This window comes from Streptomyces monashensis (assembly GCF_001866665.1).
GTDB classification, from domain to species: Bacteria; Actinomycetota; Actinomycetes; order Streptomycetales; family Streptomycetaceae; genus Streptomyces; species Streptomyces monashensis.
This window is the reverse complement of record NZ_MLYO01000045.1, coordinates 118,987-136,204: the sequence shown is the minus strand read 5'-3', so window position 1 is coordinate 136,204 and position 17,218 is coordinate 118,987. Positions and strand designations below refer to the sequence as shown.

Genomic DNA, 17,218 nt, shown 5'->3' with positions numbered 1-17,218 from the left:
GGTGTGGGCCTTTCTGCATTTCCGGGGCATTTTCCGGCGTCTATGCTCGACAGCATGCGCTACGACCTGATCATCTTCGACAACGACGGAGTGCTCGTCGACAGCGAGCCCATATCCAATCGCCATCTCGCGGCCTGTCTGACCGAGTTGGGGCACCCGACCTCGTACGAGGACTCCATCCGGGACTACATGGGCTCGGCGATGCACCGGATTCATGAGCTGGTGCTGGAGCGGACGGGGCAGCGGTTGCCGGACGACTTCGACGACGTCTTCCACAAGCGGGTGTTCGCCGCGTTCGAGCGGGAGTTGACGCCGGTGGCCGGCGTGGCGGACGTACTGGAGAAGCTGGCCACGGACGGGGTGCCGTACTGCGTGGCGTCCTCCGGGAGCCATGCGCGGATCAGGGTGGGGCATCGGACGACCGGGCTCGACCGGTGGTTCCCGGAGGAGCGGATCTTCAGCTCCGAGGATGTCGGACGGGGCAAGCCGGCGCCCGATCTCTTCCTGCACGCGGCGCGGCGGATGGGGGTGGCGCCCGAGCGGTGCGTGGTCGTCGAGGACTCCCCGCTCGGCGTGCAGGCGGCCTTGGCGGCCGGGATGGACGTCTGCGGGTTCACCGCGATGACGCCGGCGGCCAGGCTGAGCGCTGCCGGTCAACTCTTCTGTGACATGGGTGAGTTGCTTGACCTGCTGATATGACCTGAGCCATCGGTCGGGGCCTGACAATTGTCATGCGGACCCCCGGACGATCGTTTCTACTGGCGGACCCCCTGCGGCGGCGAAGCTGGGGGCATGACGAAGAACACGGGGAACCAGAGCCGGAACGAGCAGGGGACGCAGAACCCGAGCATGCTGGACAACTTCCGGCCGCTCCTCCTGGACGTGGCGGTGCCGCTCGGCTCGTACTACCTCTTCAAGGACGCCTTCGGGATGAGCACCTTCGCGGCGCTCGCCTGGAGCAGTGTGGTGCCGGCGGTGCGCACCGCGTGGAGCCTGGTGCGCGAGCGCAGGACAAATGCGCTGGCCGGTCTCATCCTGATCGTCAACGTCGTCTCGCTGCTGCTGAGCTTCGTCTCCGGCGACCCCCGGCTGATGCTCGCCAAGGACAGCGGGGTCAGCAGTGTCATCGCCATCGGCATCCTGGCCTCGGTCTGGCTCGGCAGGCCGATGATGACCGCCGGTATGAAGCCCTTCCTGGTGAAGGGGGACGCGGAGAAGGAGGCCGCCTGGGAGCGGCTGACGGCAGGGGGACCTGCCGGGGGATCGGGCGGGGCGTCGGACCGGTCCGTGGCCTTCCGGAGGAAGGAGAAGGTGTTCTCGGTCGTCTGGGGGCTGGTGCTCCTCGCCGAGTGCGTCGCCCGGGTCGTGGGTGCGTACACCATTGCCGTGGACACGATGGTGTGGCTCGGCAGTGTCATCCTGGTCGGTGCGATGGTGATCGGGTTCGTGGTCAGCGGTGGGGTGGCGGCCGGGCCGATGGAGGAGATGCTCGCCGCCGAGGTGGCGGACGGCAGGGCCCGGCAGCAGGAGCAGCCCGTGGTGGCTGTCGCCGCCTGAGCCGCCGGACGGCTCGATGAAGCTGAGGGAAATTCATCTTTGGCCGGATCTACCCACAGGTAGCCCGGGGCCCTACGCTCGCCGCCATGACTGATGTGCTGCGGCGCGGTAGGGCCTCGCTGGCGTTCGGCTTCTTCGCGCAGGGCGCCACCTTCGCGCTGCTCGTGACGCGGATCCCGGCCATCCAGGACCGGTACGGCATCTCCGACGCGCTGCTGCCGGTCTTCCTGGCCGCCGTACCGATCCTGGCCGGGGTCGGCAGTGTGACCACCGAGCAGCTGGTGAAGCGCGTACGGCCGAGTCGGCTGCTGCGGTACTCCCAGCCGGTGGTGCTGTTGGCGCTGCTCGGGTCCGGAGCAGGCGGGCGGCTCGCCGAACTGGCGGTGGCACTCGGCGCGTTCGGGCTCGCGGTGGGGGCGCTGGACGCCTCCATGAACATGCTCGGGGTGAGCCTCCAGCGGTCGTACGGGCGCAGCATCATGCTCAGCTTCCATGCCGCGTACAGCCTGGGCGGGATCCTGGGGGCCTCGCTGGCCTGGGCCGGGGCGCACTGGCATCTCGCGCTGTGGGTGTCGTATCTGCCGGTGGTGGCGGTGCTGCTGCCGGCGACCTTCGTGGGCAGCCGGTGGTATGTCGACGGGGAGCCGGCGGCCGTGGGGGAGGGCCAGGAGCAGGGGCAGGGGCAGAGGCAGGGGCAGGGACAGGGTGCGGGGGTGGTGTTCAAGCTGCTGCTGCCGCTGTGTCTGGTGATGACCTTCGCCTATATCGGGGACTCGACCGTCTCCAACTGGAGCGCGAAGTATCTGAAGGACGTGCTGGGCAGCAGCGAGCAGCTGGCAACGGTGCCGTACAACGTGTACATGGTGACCACGCTGGTGGGGCGGGCGCTCGGGGATCTCGGGGTGCGGCGGTTCGGGGCCGTGGCGGTCGTACGGCTCGGGACGCTGGTGGCGGCCGGTGGGTTCGCCGTGGTGGCGTCGGCGCCCGGGGCGTGGGTCGGGATGCTCGGGTTCACCCTGCTGGGGCTGGGGTTGTGCGTGCTGGTGCCGCAGACGTTCGCGGCGGCGGGCAGGCTGTTCCCGGGGGCTTCGGACGCGGCCGTCGCGCGGCTGAACATTTTCAATTACGTGGGCTTTCTGGTCGGTTCGCCGTTGGTGGGGGCGCTGGGCGATGCGTGGAGCTATCGCGGGGCGATGCTGGTGCCGATGGTGTTGGTGCTGGTGACGCTGGGGTACGCCAGGTCGTTCGCCGCGGGGCCGGGCCGATACGGTGGCGGGCATGAGCGGCCGCGCACAGCTGATGTGGGACGAGGCAGTAACGGGCTATGACTTCGGCCCGGACCATCCGATGGATCCGGTCCGGCTGGCCCTGACCCGGAAGCTGGTGGGTGCCTTCGGGCTCGACCGGGAGCTGGAGGTCGTCGCGGCGAAGCCGGCCGGGGAGTCGACGCTGATGCTGGTGCACCGCGAGGACTACATCGAGGCGGTGAAGGCCGCGTCGGCGGATCCGGCGGGGGCGCGCGGGGCGTACGGGCTGGGTACGGTCGACGATCCCGCGTTCGCCGGGATGCACGAGGTGTCCGCGCTGATCGCCGGGCAGTCGGTGGTGGCGGCGGAGTCGGTGTGGCGGGGGGACGCCGAGCACGCGGTGAACTTCGCGGGCGGGCTGCACCATGCGATGCCGGGGGGTGCGTCGGGGTTCTGCATCTACAACGACGCGGCGCTGGCCATCGCCCGGCTGCTGGAGCTGGGGGCCGAGCGGGTCGCCTATGTGGATGTGGACGTGCATCACGGGGACGGGGTGCAGGCCGCGTTCTGGGAGGATCCGCGGGTGCTGACGATCTCGCTGCACGAGCATCCCCGCACGCTGTTCCCGCAGACCGGGTGGCCGGAGGAGGTCGGGGCGGGGGCCGGGGAGGGGGCCGCGGTGAACGTGGGGCTGCCGGCGGGGACCGGGGACGCGGGGTGGCTGCGGGCGTTTCACGCGGTGGTGCCGGAGCTGATCGCCGACTTCCGGCCGCAGGTGCTGGTGACGCAGCACGGGGCCGACACGCACTTCGAGGATCCGCTGGCCCATCTAGCCGTCTCGCTGGACGCGCAGCGGGCGGTGCAGGTGGCCTGTCATGAGCTGGCGCACGAGCACGCCGACGGGAAGTGGGTCGCGCTCGGCGGGGGCGGGTACGCGGTGGTGGAGGTCGTGCCGCGGTCCTGGACGCATCTGGTGGGAGTGGCCGCGGGCAGGCCGGTGGCGCCGGAGACGGTGATTCCGGAGGGGTGGCGCCAGGAGGTGTTCGCCCGGACCCGGCAGTTGGGGCCGCAGCGGATGACCGACGGGCGGTGGCCGGTGAGTTGGGCTTCGTGGGACGCGGGGTACGACCCCGGCGACCGGCTCGACCAGGCGATCCTGGCGACCCGGCGGGCGGCGTTCCCGCTGCGGGGCCTGCTGCCGTAGGGGATTACGCCAACTGTGCGGAATTCCTCCCGTTCCTGACTCATCGTCACCCGCGATGCGCGAGCATCTCAGCCGTGGTGACCGCCGAGGCTCTGTGTGCGCATCTGGTGGCCGTGCGGCTGGCCGGGGAGGTGGGGACCTCGCGGGAGGTCAGCCTGCGGAGTTATCGACTGTTCGCCGCCCGGGATCCGCGCGTGTTGATCGGTATCGATCCCGAAGGGGCATGGAAACAGCCGGAATTGCTTGCGTTGATGTCGGAGAAGTGCGGTGTTTCGGCCGATCCGCAGCGCACTTCCGGTCCGGAGGTGATCGATCCCGGCCTCACGGTGGCCGCGCTGGACGCCTTCGCCGAGCGCATCGGGGAGGCGGCCGGGCGTCGGGCTCCCGTGCTGTTCGGGACCGGGCACCCGCAGCGCCTGCTCGGGTTCTACGCCGGCTTGGCGGACGCGCTCTCGGCGGCGGGGTGTGAGGTGCTCACCCCCGCGCAGGGTCGCTGTGTCGACATATTGACCCGGTTCGGTCTACGTACCCATTACCTCGACTACGTACGAGGGGTTGCCTTGGTGCGGGAACCAGGAGGCGAGCGCCCCGGTTGTGAGCCGGGTGTCCACAGTCATTCCCCGCTGCCGGTTCGGGTCGTCCTGGAGGCCGCCGCGGCGGCCGGCGGACCGCTGCCCGCGCTTGTCGTCGGAGATCATGGCTGGGTCTGCGGTGCAGGTCAGCTGGGGTTCGAGGCCATTGGGCTCGGCGATGTCGACGATCCCGCGCTGTTCGTGGGAGAGGTCGAGGGGGCTCTGGCCGTCGCCGTTCCGGTTGATGACGGCGTGCGGTCCGCGTACTACCGCCCGCTTACCCGCTACGTACTCAAACGAGCGTGTCTGTCACAGTAGGCCAGCGATGGGTGCACCTCTTCCCCACTCGCATCACCCGCCCCTACATTGGGGAGTGAGCACGCAGCGACGAAGAGTCACCGGAAGGGGAAGCCGGTGGCCGTCGAGTGCGGAAGGTTCAGGTGTGTCATGGCAGCTGGCGAGAGGCCTCTGAACGAGGTCGTGTTCCTTACCGTGGCGGAAGTGGCCGCGGTGATGCGAGTGTCGAAGATGACCGTGTACCGGCTGGTGCACAGCGGTCATCTGCCCGCGATCCGGGTGGGGCGGTCCTTCCGCGTCCCGGAGCAAGCGGTACACGAGTACCTTCGCGACAGCTATGTGGGGGTGGAAACGGCCTGACAACGCCTCCGGAAAGTTCCGGAGCACCCTCGATTACGACCTCAGCGCTCGGTTGGGTAGGCTAGCCCCTCGTAGGTCGTGTGGGCCCATGGCGCCCAAACAACCGAGTGATGAGAAGTGAGCGAGGGTAGTCGTGGGCTCTGTTATCAAGAAGCGGCGCAAGCGGATGGCCAAGAAGAAGCACCGCAAGCTGCTCAAGCGCACGCGCGTTCAGCGTCGCAACAAGAAGTAAGCGGCGCGCGAGAGCGTGTCCCTGTGGCCTCCCATCCTGGTGGTGGGGGGCCACAGGCATGCCCGGGCCGTGGTGCTGCGGTTCCGACCGGTGAAATTCCGTCACCTCGTGCATCGGGGGGTCATCACAGGGCAACATCCACCCGCTAAGTTGGCCGCACGCACACCGTACGAGGGAAGGCGCTGATCTTGGGGAAGGTCGTGCTCGTCACCGGAGTGGCCCGGCAGCTGGGCGGCCGGTTCGTGCGGCGGATCCAGCGGGATCCGGAGGTCGACCGGGTGATCGCCGTGGACGCCGTGCCCCCGGCGCACCATCTGGGCGGGGCCGACTTCATCCGGGCCGACATCCGGCTGCCGACGATAGCCCGTGTGCTCGCCGAGACCGGCGCGGACACCGTCGTCCACCTCGACGTGACGGGCACGGCGCTGGGGGCCGGCAGCCGGGCCATGGTCAAGGAGACCAACGTCATCGGCACCATGCAGCTGCTCGGCGCCTGCCAGAAGTCGCCGGCCGTCAAGCGGCTGGTGGTGAAGTCCAGTACGAACGTCTACGGCTCCGCGCCGCGTGATCCGGCCGTGTTCACCGAGACGACCTCGGCGAAGTCGCTGCCGAGCGGTGGGTTCGCGAAGGACACCGTCGAGGTCGAGGGGTACGTGCGCGGGTTCGCCCGGCGGCGCCCGGACGTCGCGGTGTGTGTGCTGCGGTTCGCCAACATCCTCGGGCCGGCCGCGGACACCCCGCTCGCCTCGTACTTCGCGCTGCCGGTCCTGCCGACCGTGTTCGGCTACGACCCGCGGCTGCAGTTCGTGCACGAGGACGACGTCGTCGAGGTGCTCCGGATCGCCTCGCACGAGCCGCGCCGGGGCACGCTCAACAGCGGCACGTTCAACATCGCCGGGGACGGTGTGCTGCTGCTCTCGCAGTGCTCGCGGCGGCTCGGGCGGCCGACCGTGCCGTTGCTGCTGCCGGCGGTCACCTGGGCGGGTTCGCTGGTGCGTACGCTCGGTATGACGGACTTCTCACCGGAGCAGATCCGGCTGCTCACCCACGGGCGGGTGGTCGCCACCGGCCAGATGCGCGAGACGCTCGGCTTCACGCCCCGGTACACGACGGCGGAGACGTTCGCGGACTTCGTGCGCGGCCAGGGCCCGGGGCTGCTGCCGCCGGAGGCCCTCGCCGGGGCCGTCGACCGCATCGCCTCGCTGGCCGCCAAGGGCAGCGGTCACCTCCCCCCGCACGGCGCCAACTGAGGAGCGCAGCAACGATGGCGGACGCCAAGGTCATTCCGTTCGACGACGACCGGTCCCGCGGGGGTGCCGCGGCGCGCCCGGCGCGGCGCCGGGGAGTGGGCAGGCCGCGCGCCGGGTCGGACGATCCCGGGGAGCTGGGCGAGGTCCAGCCGCTGCCGGGACGGGCCCGGGTGCGGGAGGATGGGCGGGTGAGCCGTGCGCAGGAGCCGGAGGAGCCGGAGAAGCCACAGGATCCGCGGCCCGGTGCCGGAGGGCAGGGCGCGGGTCTGGAGCGGCGTGTGGCGGCAGGGCTGGCCTTCCTGCGGCGCCGGCTGACCGGGGACTACGACGTCGACGACTTCGGCTACGACGAGGAGCTGACCGACCAGGTCCTGATGTCGCTGCTGCGGCCGGTGTACGAGAAGTACTTCCGGGTCGAGGTGAAGGGCATCGAGAACATCCCGGCCAAGGGCGGGGCGCTGATCGTCGCCAACCACTCCGGGACGCTGCCCCTGGACGGGCTGATGATGCAGGTCGCCGTGCACGACCAGCACCCCGCAGACCGCCATCTGCGGCTGCTCGCGGCCGACCTGGTCTTCGTGCTGCCGGTCGTGAACGAACTCGCCCGCAAGCTGGGTCACACCCTGGCGTGCGCGGAGGACGCCGAACGGCTGCTGGCGCAGGGGGAGCTGGTCGGGGTGATGCCGGAGGGGTTCAAGGGGATCGGGAAGCCTTTCGGCGAGCGGTACAAGCTCCAGCGGTTCGGCCGGGGCGGTTTCGTCTCCACGGCGCTGCGCCAGGGGGCGCCGATCATTCCGTGCTCGATCGTCGGGGCGGAGGAGATCTACCCGATGATCGGCAACGCGAAGACGCTGGCGCGGTTGCTGGGCTTCCCGTACTTCCCGTTGACGCCGACGTTTCCGTGGCTGGGTCCGCTGGGCGCGGTGCCGTTGCCGACCAAGTGGACGATCCAGTTCGGCGAGCCGATCCCGACGGACGGCTACCCGCCGGAGGCCGCGGAGGACCCGATGCTGATGTTCAACCTGACCGACCAGGTGCGGGAGCAGATCCAGCACACGCTGTACAAGCTGCTCGTGCAGCGGCGGTCGGTGTTCTTCTGAGCCGTACGACAACGGGGACGCCCGCTCGGGTTGGGCGTCCCCGCTGTGCCGTGCGGGCTAGTTCGTGTTCTCGCCGTCGATGCCCAGGCCCGGGAGGAGGCCGGGGAGGAGCGGCGGGAGGGTGACGTCCGGGGCGGCCGGGGTCGTGGGTTTGGCGGTGGGCGGGGTGCTGGTGCCGTTGCCGGTCTTCGGGGGGCCGAGCAGGCCACCGGTGTTGCCGCCGAGCAGGCCCTCGCCGTTGTCGCCGGTGAGCGAGCCGCTCGGGTCGTCCGTGCGGGCGTGCTTGCCGGTGGAGGGGGTCGAGCCCGGGGAGCTGGGCGAGGCGGCGCCGCGGTGGGCCCCCGAGCCCGTCGAGGTCGAGCCGGAGTCCTGGCGCGTGCCGGAGTGGGCCCCGGGCTTCGGGAGACGGGCCTCCAGCGGGGCGACCTCTTGCTCTATGGCGGCGAACACCGACGTGACCTGCTCTTTGACGTCCCCGAGCTGCACCGGCAGCTTGCCGCTCAGCGTGCTCCACGCCTCGCGGTGGGAGCGGGCGAAGGCCGACAGGGCCTGGATGGGGCCCAGGGAGCCCGGGTCGGCCTCATACGCCTCGTGGAGCAGGCGGTGGCCTTCGGTGACGTCGCGCTGCATGCCGGAGAGCGTGCGGCGGATCTCGCCGAGGGACTCGTGGTCGAGGTGTCCGCCGCGGCCTCGCTCCAGCAGCCGACGGGCCTCGCTGAGCCGGGTGGAGGCCTGGTCGAGGTAGGTCTGGCCGCGCTGGTCGTCGCCGTCGGTCAGGTAGTTGAGCTTGAACTCCTCGATGCCGCGTTTGAGGCCGTAGAGGGAGTCACCGGGCAGGGCGTCCGAACTGGCCGCGGCGACTCCGCCGAAGGCTCCCGCGGCCACGCCGACGCTGAGCCCGCCCGCGGCGAGCCCCTTGGTCAGCCGGCTGCGCGGACGGAGTCTGCTCAGCGGGCTCGCCCGGTGTGCGCCCCTGGCGCGGGAAGAACGCTGTTCGGGTAGCAACGCCTCCGCCGCTTCGGTGCCCTCCTGGAGCATGGCCTCCATCGCGGCCACCAGCTGGGCGCGCTGGACGACCTTGACCTCGGGGTCGAGCTGTGGCTTGGGCAGCGCGCCGAGGCCCGAGGCGAGGGCGAGCAGCTCGCCCTGCCCGGACTGGTCCTCGGTGTCCGGCGGTCCGCCCGCCGGTGTCGGCTGCTCGGCCGCCGTGTCCCGGTCGGACTGCTCGTCCAGGGCCTGGGCGAAGGCGTTCGCCCGCCGGTGCGCCGATACGTTCGCGATCACTGGCGGCACCTCCTCTCGTCATCACGGTCGACTCCCCAGGGGGTCCTGAGGGTTGCACGCCCGTGACCGATCCACACGATCGAGTGATCAGGGTCGGCCAGGACGTGACCACAGGGAGCCTGTATCCCGCACAACGACTGGCGCGGCACTTGGGTTACGGACGGCGGATGGGCGGATCGGAAAGACAACGGGCTTTCACGCAACGTGAGTTGGCGGTCGCCCGCGGTCGCGATCGGTTCAGCGCGCGTCGTCCGGCAGGAGCCGGGCGAGGGTGCGGACGGCGCGGTACTGGAGGGTCTTGATGGCCCCCTCGTTCTTGCCCATGACGCGGGCGGTCTCGGCGACCGAGAGGCCCTGGAGGAAGCGGAGTGTCACGCACTCCTGCTGCTGGGGGTTGAGCCGGCGCACGGCGTCGAGCAGCGCGGCGTTCGACAGCGACTCCAGGACGGAGTCCTCCGGGGAGCGCTCGACCTCGTTCGCGTCGAGCATCTCGCCGGTGGTGACCTCCAGGCGGAAGCGGCTGGACTTGAAGTGGTCGGCGACGAGGTTCCGGGCGATCGTCACCAGCCAGGCGCCGAAGTCGCGGCCCTGCCAGGTGAACGTGCCGATCCTGCGGAGCGCCCGCAGAAAGGTCTCGCTGGTGAGGTCCTCGGCCGTCGCGCGGCCGCCGACGCGGTAGTAGATGTACCGGTACACCGTGTCGCTGTACTGGTCGTAGAGCCGGCCGAAGGCCTCGGCCTCGCCGGCTTGGGCGCGCTCGACCAGGTCCATCATCCGGGCGCTGTCGCTGTCGGCGGCCGGTCGGCGGGCGGTGGCGGCGCCGGTGGCGCGGCCGCGTCTGCCCACGGTGGCGCTGCCGTCGGCCAGTGCGTAGCACGGGCCCGCGGGCATGGCGGTGGCGAAGGCGGGGACGGCGTACGCGGTGGGGACGAGGCCGCGCAGCGTCTCTTTGACCGTTGCGAGTGTTGCGCGCAGCGTAGCCAGGCCCGAGGCGTCAACCCCGACGTGTGGGTACACGGGACTCCCAGAGGCAGAGCTTCCATCACGTGCAGTGCGGGACCGTTCACCCGTCGTAGCGACGGAGGGGTACCGGTTTGCGTCTGAGGAGAATAACGCTTCGTGCAGGCACTGCTACACCGAGTTGCTCAAATCATCGATTGCGTCGCTTCTGTTACCCATTGACGTCCTATCAAGTGCCGTATCTTGATCGGTTGTTGATCGAAAACAGGCCTGTTTCGGTGAGGTACAGGGCGTGTTGAAATGGCCGCGGCATAATTCGGGCGCGCGGCCGGGTGACGGGTGCGGCTCTCGGTGACGGCGCGGCTCGGCGACGGACGTCGGTAGGGCTGACGGGCGCCGGTACGGCTAGCGGCGCCGTCGGCTGATCGCGATGGCGGCCGCCGTGCCGCCGGCGACCGCGCCGACGCCGGCCGCGGCGGGGATGCCCACCTTCGCGGCCTTGCGCCCGGTGCGGTAGTCGCGCAGGCGCCAGTCCTTCTCGCGGGCGTGCTTGCGGAGCTTGGCGTCCGGGTTGATGGCGTAGGGGTGGCCGACCAGGGAGAGCATCGGGATGTCGTTGTGGCTGTCGCTGTACGCGGCGCAGCGGGCCAGGTCCAGGACCTCCGCGGCGGCCAGTGCGCGGACCGCCTCCGCCTTCGCCGGGCCGTGCAGCGGCTCGCCGACCAGTCTGCCGGTGTAGACGCCGTCGACCGACTCCGCGACCGTGCCGAGCGCACCGGTGAGGCCGAGGCGGCGGGCGATCACCTGGGCGATCTCCACCGGGGCCGCAGTGACCAGCCAGACCTTCTGGCCCGCGTCCAGGTGGGCCTGGGCGAGCGCGCGGGTGCCGGGCCAGATGCGGTCGGCCATGTACTCGTCGTAGATCTCCTCGCCGATCGACTCCAGCTCGGCGACCCGGTGGCCCTTGACGATCGACAGCGCCGAGTCGCGGGCGTCCTGCATGTGCTCGGGGTCCTCGACGCCGGCCAGCCGGAACCACGCCTGCTGCCAGGCGAACCGGGCGAGGTCGCGGGTCTCGAAGAACTTCCGCTTGTACAGGCCGCGGCCGAAGTGGAACAGCGCGGCGCCCTGCATCACGGTGTTGTCGAGGTCGAAGAACGCCGCTGCCCTGGTGTCGCCGATGACGGGGAACTCCGGTTCCTCCGGTGCGCCCGGCGGGGCCTCCTGCGCCTCCTGCGCCTCCTGCGAGGACTTGCGGGCGGCCTCCGCCGAGGCCTCGCCTGCCAACACGCTCCGCGCCGTGGCGGAGCGCCTACGGGGAGTGAGCCATCCGAGAGCGGCCATGTCGTGAGCATAGCCAGTTTGTTCGGTGCTTCCGGAGTCGAGAGGTTGGAAGGGTGTGAACTCTCCGCTACCGGGCCGTTAAGGGGGCGGGGGAGGGGCGGGAGAATGGCCGGTATGAGTCCTCTCTTCCGGCGCAAGGCCGCCGCCCCGCACGAGCGGCTGATCACCCTCATCCGCAAGCCGGGCTGCCATCTGTGCGACGACGCCCAGCAGGTGATCGAGAAGGTGTCCGGCGATCTGGGGGTGCCCTTCGAGCTGAAGGACATCACCCGGGACAAGGCGCTGCACGACCAGTATTGGGAGCAGATCCCCGTCGTACTCGTCGACGGTGAACAGCACACCTTCTGGCGCGTGAACGAGGAGCGACTGCGCCGGGCACTGACCGACTAGTCCAAACCGGCCCGAAAGTCGCTTAGGATCGACGGCGGTTTGGTCTCGGGGGCGGGAATTGTGAGGAGAGTGTGCGATTTTGCCCCCAATACCGAAGGAACGCGCGCGGGCGTGCGCCGGTTCCCGTCGAGGGCGCTCCGATTGCGTGACCCCGGTCACTTCTGCCGGGCAAATCGGACACCATCTTTGTGCACGCGTTCACAAAGACATAGCCTGCATGCGAGGGGGCGGTCTGGGGACGTATGACCGCCTACAGCCCCGCTCTACCCGCAGGAGCACCGTGGCAACTGGCCGAACACACCGACCGGCGACCCGTAGCCGAGGGATTCCCGAGGCCACCGTCGCCAGGCTTCCGCTGTACCTCCGCGCGCTGACCGCGCTGTCGGAGCGCTCGGTACCCACGGTCTCCTCCGAGGAGCTGGCGGCCGCGGCGGGGGTCAACTCCGCCAAGCTGCGCAAGGACTTCTCGTACCTGGGTTCGTACGGAACGCGCGGTGTCGGCTACGACGTCGAGTATCTCGTCTACCAGATCTCCCGTGAACTGGGTCTGACCCAGGACTGGCCGGTTGTCATCGTCGGTATCGGTAACCTCGGCGCCGCGCTGGCCAATTACGGCGGGTTCGCCTCCCGTGGGTTCCGGGTGGCCGCGCTGATCGACGCGGATCCGGCGATGGCCGGAAAGCCCGTCGCCGGCATCCCGGTGCAGCACACGGACGACCTCGAGAAGATCATCGAGGACAACGGGGTCTCCATCGGCGTCATCGCCACCCCGGCCGGCGCCGCCCAGCAGGTCTGCGACCGGCTCGTGGGCGCCGGGGTCACCTCCATCCTGAACTTCGCGCCGACCGTGCTGTCCGTCCCGGACGGCGTCGACGTACGCAAGGTCGACCTCTCGATCGAACTCCAGATCCTCGCCTTCCACGAGCAGCGCAAGGCCGGCGAGGAGCCCGCCCTGGAGACCGCCGCGGGCGACGGCGCGCAGCCCGCTGCCGCCTCCCGCGAAGCGGCAGCGGCCGCCGCGCCTGCCGCATCCGCCGACCAGGGACCCGACGGGGACGTACCCGCCGTGATGCCGGCATGAGCCTCCTCGTCGTCGGACTGAGCCACCGCAGCGCGCCGGTGAGCGTGCTGGAGCGGGCCGCGCTGAGCCAGGACGCCCAGGTCAAGCTGCTCCAGGACACGGTCGCCGCCGAGCCCGCCACCGAGGCCGCGCTGCTCGCCACCTGCAACCGCATCGAGCTGTACGCCGACGTGGACAAGTTCCACGCGGGTGTCGCCGAGCTGTCCACGCTGCTCGCCCAGCACAGCGGCGTCGGCCTGGAGGAGCTCACCCCCTACCTCTACGTGCACTACGAGGACCGGGCCGTCCACCACCTGTTCTCGGTGGCCTGCGGGCTGGACTCGATGGTCGTCGGCGAGGGGCAGATCCTCGGCCAGATCAAGGACTCCCTGGCCAAGGCGCAGGAGCTGCACACTGCGGGCCGCCTCCTGAACGACCTGTTCCAGCAGGCGCTGCGGGTCGGCAAGCGCGCCCACTCCGAGACCGGCATCGACCGCGCGGGCCAGTCCCTGGTCACCTTCGGCCTGGAGCAGCTGGCCGCCGCCGCGGACGTCCCGGCCTGGGCGCGCGGCAAGCGGGCCCTGGTCATCGGCGCCGGGTCGATGTCCTCGCTGGCCGCCGCCACGCTCGCGCGGGCCGGGGTCGCCGAGGTCGTGGTCGCCAACCGCACCTTCGAGCGCGCCGAGCGCCTCGCGCAGATACTGACCGAGGCCGACGACAACGCGGCCACCGCGCGCGCGGTCGAGATGAGCGCCGTGCCGGGCGAGCTGACACGTGCCGACGTCGTCGTCTCCTGTACCGGGGCGACGGGCCTGGTGCTCACGGCGGAAGCGGTCGCGCAGGCGATCGAGGGCCGCACCGGGCAGCCCGCCGTCGCCGATACCGGGTTCACCGCGGTGCACCCCAGGGCCCCGCTGCCGCCCGCCGGCGACGAGAGCTGCCCGCTGGACCTGGCCGCCGCATCGACCGGCTTCTCCGTCATGGGCGAGGCCGCCGTGGCCGGCCTGGACGCGGCCACCCTGGAGCAGCACGCGGCCTGGGTCGCGGGAGGGACCATCGAGCGTCCCGGCCGCCGCAGCCCCGAGGCCGACGCCGAGCTGATCACCGCGCTCGCCGCGACCGTCGCCACGGTCGGCCGGATCCCCGAGCGGCGCAAGCCCGAGCCGCCGGCCGAGCGTCCCGCGCCCTTCTTCTTCCTCCTCGACCTGGCCATGCCCCGCGACATCGACGCGGCCGTGCACCGGCTGGCCGGGGTGCGGCTGGTCGACATCGAATCGCTCGCGGAGTCCTCGGCGGACGCTCCGATGGCGGCCGACGTGGACCTGGTCCGGCGTATCGTCTCCGACGAGGTCGCGGCCTTCGGCGCGGCACAGCGGGCGGCGCACATCACGCCGACCGTGGTCGCGCTGCGCACCATGGCCGCCGACGTCGTCGCCGGAGAGATCGCGCGGCTCGACGGCCGGCTGCCCGACCTGGACGACCGCCAGCGCGGCGAGATCCGCCAGGCCGTGCACCGGGTCGTCGACAAGCTGCTGCACGCGCCGACCGTACGGGTCAAGCAGCTCGCGGCCGAGCCCGGCGGCGCCGGGTACGCGGACGCGCTGCGCACCCTGTTCGACCTCGACCCCGAGACGGTCGCCTCCGTCTCGCGGGCCGTGGACAGCACAGACACGAAGGACCGACCGGCATGACTGAGAAGGCACTGAGGCTGGGGACCAGGCGGAGCAAGCTCGCCATGGCCCAGTCCGGGCAGGTGGCGGAGGCCGTCCGCCAGGTGACCGGGCGGCCCGTGGAGCTGGTCGAGATCACCACCTACGGCGACACCTCCCGCGAGCACCTCGCGCAGATCGGCGGCACCGGCGTCTTCGTCACGGCGCTGCGCGACGCGCTGGTGCGCGGCGAGGTCGACTTCGCGGTTCACTCGCTCAAGGACCTCCCGACCGCGCAGCCGCAGGGGCTGGTCCTGGCCGCCATACCGAAGCGCGAGGACCCGCGGGACGTGATCGTCGCCCGGGACGCGCTGAAGTTCACCGACCTGCCGAGGGGCGCGCGCATCGGCACCGGTTCGCCGCGGCGCATGGCGCAGCTGAACGCGTACGCCCGCGCGCACGGCCTGGACATCGAGACGGTCCCGATCCGCGGCAATGTCGACACGCGCATCCGGTACGTCCACGACGGCGAGCTGGACGCGGTCGTGCTGGCCGCCGCCGGACTGAACCGGATCGGCCGGAGCGACGAGGTGACCGACTTCCTGTCGGTCGACACGGTTTTGCCCGCCCCCGGCCAGGGGGCACTGGCGATCGAGTGCGCCGCGGACAACGCGTCGCTGATCGCCTCGCTCGGTGAGCTCGACGACCCGCTCACGCGGGCCGCCGTCACCGCCGAGCGGTCACTGCTCGCCGCCCTGGAGGCCGGCTGCTCCGCCCCGGTGGGCGCGCTGGCCGACCTCCTGGCCGACGGGCAGATTGTCAAGGAAATGCGCCTGCGCGGCGTCGTCGGCACGACCGACGGCACCCGCATGGTGCAGCTGTCCACCACCGGTCCCGTGCCCCAGACGGAGACCCAGGCGATCGCCCTCGGCCGCGACCTCGCGGCCGAGATGCTCGCCCAGGGCGCGGCCGGTCTGATGGGGGAGCGAGCACAGTGAGCCCCACCGCCCTTACCGCCGGCCTCGATCACGGGCACGTCACCTTCCTCGGTGCCGGACCCGGGGATCCGGGACTGCTGACCCTGCGCGCCGTGGAGGCGCTGTCGCACGCGGATGTCCTGATCGCCGAGCACGAGGTGCTCGACGTGATCCGGACGCACGCGCGGCAGGGCGTCTCCGTCGTGCCGACGGACGCTTCCTCCATGTCACCGCCGGGCATGGGCACGCCGCAGCTCACGGTCGTTGACGGCACGTCAACAACCGCCGCTGCCCCGTCTCCTGCCCGGGATGCGGCTCATCTTGTCATGGAGGCCGCGCGGTCCGGCAGGCGGGTCGTCCGTGCGGTGTCCGGGGACCCGGGACTTGATACGTACGCGGCCGAGGAAATGCTCGCCTGCGCCTCCGCCGGGGTGCCCTTCGAGGTCGTCCCGGGCGTGGCGGCCGCGGTCGGTGTGCCGGCGTACGCCGGTGTGCCGCTGCGGGACGCGCAGGGCGCGGACGTCCGGTTCGTGGACGCCCGTACGGCCTCCGAACGCTGCTGGGCGGAGGTCGGCGCCTCCGACGGCACGGTCGTCGTCTCGACGACCCTCGACTCGGTGGCCGCGGCGGCGGGCGAGCTGGTCTCGGCGGGCCGCAAGCCGGACACCCCGCTGACGGTGACGGTCGCCGGTACGACGACGCGCCAGCGCACGTGGTCCGCCACCCTGGGCACGATCGCGCAGATCCTGAAGCAGGCGAAGGTCCTGCCGTCGCCGGACGGCGGCCGGCCGGTGATAGCCGTGGTCGGCGAGCGTTCCGCCGCCGCCCGGCGCGACCAGTTGTCCTGGTTCGAGTCCAAGCCGCTGTTCGGCTGGAAGGTGCTCGTGCCGCGGACGAAGGAGCAGGCGGCCTCGCTCTCCGACCAGCTGCGGTCCTACGGCGCCGTGCCGCACGAGGTCCCGACGATCGCCGTGGAGCCGCCGCGCACCCCGCAGCAGATGGAGCGGGCGGTCAAGGGCCTGGTGACGGGCCGCTACGAGTGGATCGCGTTCACGTCGGTCAACGCGGTGAAGGCGGTCCGGGAGAAGTTCGAGGAGTACGGCCTCGACGCGCGTGCCTTCGCGGGCATCAAGGTCGCGGCCGTGGGCGAGCAGACGGCGAAGGCGCTGGTCGCCTTCGGTGTGAAGCCGGACCTGGTACCGAGCGGGGAGCAGTCGGCCGCGGGCCTGCTGGAGGACTGGCCGCCCTACGACCCGGTCTTCGACCCGATCGACCGGGTGTTCCTCCCGCGTGCCGACATCGCCACGGAGACCCTGGTCGCCGGTCTGATCGAGCTGGGCTGGGAGGTCGACGACGTCACGGCCTACCGGACCGTGCGCGCCTCGCCGCCGCCGGCGGAGACGCGGGAGGCGATCAAGGGCGGCGGCTTCGACGCCGTGCTCTTCACGTCCTCCTCGACCGTCCGCAACCTGGTGGGCATCGCGGGCAAGCCGCACAACGTGACGGTGATCGCCTGCATCGGCCCGGCGACCGCGAAGACCGCCGAGGAACACGGCCTGCGGGTCGACGTCATGGCCCCGGAGCCGTCGGTGCACAAGCTGGCGGAGGCGCTGGCCGAGTTCGGCATGAAGCGGCGCTCCGCCGCGGCGGAGGCCGGGGACCCGGTGACCCGGCCGAGCGAGCGCCGGCCGGGAGCACGGCGGCGTCGTTCGACGACCTGACGCAGTACGGCGGA

At 71.3% G+C, this 17,218-nt stretch carries 17 protein-coding genes; 14 read left to right on the top strand and 3 right to left on the bottom strand.

Annotated features, from left to right (window positions below; genetic code table 11):
• Positions 1 to 54: 54 nt before the first annotated feature.
• The 9 genes from BIV23_RS26655 (at position 55) to BIV23_RS26620 (ending at position 7,819) form a co-directional block, all read left to right on the top strand.
• The gene (locus tag BIV23_RS26655) at positions 55 to 699 is read left to right on the top strand and encodes an HAD family hydrolase (protein ID WP_071383514.1); all 645 of its coding nucleotides are present in this window, start codon (positions 55 to 57) and stop codon (positions 697 to 699) included.
• A gap of 93 nt (positions 700 to 792) precedes the next feature.
• Positions 793 to 1,557, top strand: coding sequence for a VC0807 family protein (locus BIV23_RS26650; protein WP_071383497.1), 765 nt, complete (start codon positions 793 to 795; stop codon positions 1,555 to 1,557).
• A gap of 86 nt (positions 1,558 to 1,643) precedes the next feature.
• Positions 1,644 to 2,885 carry an MFS transporter gene (locus BIV23_RS26645; RefSeq protein WP_107471263.1) on the top strand — a complete coding sequence of 414 codons (1,242 nt, stop codon included), beginning with the start codon at positions 1,644 to 1,646 and terminating at the stop codon, positions 2,883 to 2,885.
• Positions 2,836 to 4,008 (top strand): acetoin utilization protein AcuC, encoded by a 1,173-nt coding sequence (locus tag BIV23_RS26640; RefSeq protein ID WP_071383496.1) that lies wholly within the window; start codon positions 2,836 to 2,838, stop codon positions 4,006 to 4,008. The genes BIV23_RS26645 and BIV23_RS26640 overlap by 50 nt, the downstream gene beginning before the upstream one ends.
• Positions 4,009 to 4,082: 74 nt before the next feature.
• A complete protein-coding gene (locus BIV23_RS26635) occupies positions 4,083 to 4,898 on the top strand; it encodes a phosphatase (RefSeq protein WP_071383495.1) in 816 nt (271 codons plus the stop codon).
• Between the two features lie 129 nt (positions 4,899 to 5,027).
• Complete coding sequence (locus tag BIV23_RS26630; protein ID WP_177235464.1) at positions 5,028 to 5,237, top strand: helix-turn-helix domain-containing protein; 210 nt, start codon at positions 5,028 to 5,030, stop codon at positions 5,235 to 5,237.
• Between the two features lie 133 nt (positions 5,238 to 5,370).
• Positions 5,371 to 5,469 (top strand): 30S ribosomal protein bS22, encoded by a 99-nt coding sequence (locus tag BIV23_RS46810; RefSeq protein ID WP_003948845.1) that lies wholly within the window; start codon positions 5,371 to 5,373, stop codon positions 5,467 to 5,469.
• Between the two features lie 188 nt (positions 5,470 to 5,657).
• The gene (locus BIV23_RS26625; RefSeq protein ID WP_071383494.1) at positions 5,658 to 6,719 is read left to right on the top strand and encodes an NAD-dependent epimerase/dehydratase family protein; all 1,062 of its coding nucleotides are present in this window, start codon (positions 5,658 to 5,660) and stop codon (positions 6,717 to 6,719) included.
• A 14-nt stretch (positions 6,720 to 6,733) separates the two neighbouring features.
• The gene (locus tag BIV23_RS26620; RefSeq protein ID WP_071383493.1) at positions 6,734 to 7,819 is read left to right on the top strand and encodes a lysophospholipid acyltransferase family protein; all 1,086 of its coding nucleotides are present in this window, start codon (positions 6,734 to 6,736) and stop codon (positions 7,817 to 7,819) included.
• A gap of 57 nt (positions 7,820 to 7,876) precedes the next feature.
• Here the strand turns inward: BIV23_RS26620 and BIV23_RS26615 are convergent, their stop codons facing one another.
• The 3 genes from BIV23_RS26615 to BIV23_RS26605 form a co-directional block, all read right to left on the bottom strand.
• Positions 7,877 to 9,103 carry a DUF5667 domain-containing protein gene (locus BIV23_RS26615; RefSeq protein ID WP_071383492.1) on the bottom strand — a complete coding sequence of 409 codons (1,227 nt, stop codon included), beginning with the start codon at positions 9,101 to 9,103 and terminating at the stop codon, positions 7,877 to 7,879.
• A 237-nt stretch (positions 9,104 to 9,340) separates the two neighbouring features.
• A complete protein-coding gene (locus tag BIV23_RS26610) occupies positions 9,341 to 10,120 on the bottom strand; it encodes an ECF subfamily RNA polymerase sigma factor, BldN family (RefSeq protein WP_071375539.1) in 780 nt (259 codons plus the stop codon).
• Positions 10,121 to 10,468: 348 nt separating this feature from the next.
• Complete coding sequence (locus BIV23_RS26605) at positions 10,469 to 11,407, bottom strand: HAD family hydrolase (protein WP_079173380.1); 939 nt, start codon at positions 11,405 to 11,407, stop codon at positions 10,469 to 10,471.
• A gap of 105 nt (positions 11,408 to 11,512) precedes the next feature.
• On the opposite strand from BIV23_RS26605, the gene BIV23_RS26600 reads away from it, so the two are divergent.
• The 5 genes from BIV23_RS26600 to BIV23_RS26580 all read left to right on the top strand — a co-directional run bounded on the left by BIV23_RS26600 (position 11,513) and on the right by BIV23_RS26580 (position 17,204).
• Positions 11,513 to 11,797: a glutaredoxin family protein gene (locus BIV23_RS26600; RefSeq protein ID WP_107471262.1), complete on the top strand. Its 285-nt coding sequence runs from the start codon at positions 11,513 to 11,515 to the stop codon at positions 11,795 to 11,797.
• 280 nt (positions 11,798 to 12,077) lie between these two features.
• A complete protein-coding gene (locus BIV23_RS26595; protein WP_071383490.1) occupies positions 12,078 to 12,878 on the top strand; it encodes a redox-sensing transcriptional repressor Rex in 801 nt (266 codons plus the stop codon).
• Positions 12,875 to 14,548: a glutamyl-tRNA reductase gene (locus BIV23_RS26590; RefSeq protein WP_071383489.1), complete on the top strand. Its 1,674-nt coding sequence runs from the start codon at positions 12,875 to 12,877 to the stop codon at positions 14,546 to 14,548. The genes BIV23_RS26595 and BIV23_RS26590 overlap by 4 nt, the downstream gene beginning before the upstream one ends.
• Positions 14,545 to 15,504, top strand: a complete 960-nt coding sequence (hemC, locus tag BIV23_RS26585) for a hydroxymethylbilane synthase (protein ID WP_071383488.1) — start codon at positions 14,545 to 14,547, stop codon at positions 15,502 to 15,504. The genes BIV23_RS26590 and hemC overlap by 4 nt, the downstream gene beginning before the upstream one ends.
• Positions 15,501 to 17,204, top strand: a complete 1,704-nt coding sequence (locus BIV23_RS26580) for a bifunctional uroporphyrinogen-III C-methyltransferase/uroporphyrinogen-III synthase (RefSeq protein WP_071383487.1) — start codon at positions 15,501 to 15,503, stop codon at positions 17,202 to 17,204. The genes hemC and BIV23_RS26580 overlap by 4 nt, the downstream gene beginning before the upstream one ends.
• The last annotated feature ends 14 nt before the right edge of the window (positions 17,205 to 17,218 follow it).

Coding starts and splice junctions, on each gene's coding strand:
- BIV23_RS26655 (WP_071383514.1), top strand. CDS start 55: ATGCGCTACGACCTGATCATCTTCGACAACGACGGAGTGCTCGTCGAC.
- BIV23_RS26650 (WP_071383497.1), top strand. CDS start 793: ATGACGAAGAACACGGGGAACCAGAGCCGGAACGAGCAGGGGACGCAG.
- BIV23_RS26645 (WP_107471263.1), top strand. CDS start 1,644: ATGACTGATGTGCTGCGGCGCGGTAGGGCCTCGCTGGCGTTCGGCTTC.
- BIV23_RS26640 (WP_071383496.1), top strand. CDS start 2,836: ATGAGCGGCCGCGCACAGCTGATGTGGGACGAGGCAGTAACGGGCTAT.
- BIV23_RS26630 (WP_177235464.1), top strand. CDS start 5,028: ATGGCAGCTGGCGAGAGGCCTCTGAACGAGGTCGTGTTCCTTACCGTG.
- BIV23_RS26620 (WP_071383493.1), top strand. CDS start 6,734: ATGGCGGACGCCAAGGTCATTCCGTTCGACGACGACCGGTCCCGCGGG.
- BIV23_RS26605 (WP_079173380.1), bottom strand. CDS start 11,407: ATGGCCGCTCTCGGATGGCTCACTCCCCGTAGGCGCTCCGCCACGGCG.
- BIV23_RS26600 (WP_107471262.1), top strand. CDS start 11,513: ATGGCCGGTATGAGTCCTCTCTTCCGGCGCAAGGCCGCCGCCCCGCAC.
- BIV23_RS26590 (WP_071383489.1), top strand. CDS start 12,875: ATGAGCCTCCTCGTCGTCGGACTGAGCCACCGCAGCGCGCCGGTGAGC.
- hemC (WP_071383488.1), top strand. CDS start 14,545: ATGACTGAGAAGGCACTGAGGCTGGGGACCAGGCGGAGCAAGCTCGCC.